Genomic DNA, 331 nt, shown 5'->3' with positions numbered 1-331 from the left:
CTGGATTCGACGGGATTCGCGAAGCCCAAGGAGCATGCCGAGGGGCGGTTTGCCTCGTTAAAAGCCGCAAAAAAATAGTCGCAAACGACGAAAACTACGCACTAGCAGCTTAATAACCTGCTTAGAGCCCTCTCTCCCTAGCCTCCGCTCTTAGGACGGGGATCAAGAGAGGTCAAACCCAAAAGAGATCGCGTGGACACCTTGCCTGGGGTGAAAGCGTTAAACCTAATCAGGATAGTTTGTTAGTGGCGTGTCTGTCCGCAGCTAACCGGCGAATGTAAAGATTAGACTAAGCATGTAGTGCCGACGGTGTAGTAATTTCGGACGCGGG

The 331-nt window shown here is 52.0% G+C and carries 1 other RNA gene; it reads left to right on the top strand.

Features of this window, described 5'->3' with window-relative positions:
- Positions 1-331, top strand: a transfer-messenger RNA (tmRNA) gene (gene ssrA / locus M0D21_RS22960); the annotation flags it as partial.

Source organism: Aquimarina acroporae (genome assembly GCF_023195925.1).
GTDB lineage: Bacteria > Bacteroidota > Bacteroidia > Flavobacteriales > Flavobacteriaceae > Aquimarina > Aquimarina acroporae.
Note: the sequence above shows the minus strand (reverse complement) of the source record. Positions and strands in the feature narration are given on the sequence as shown.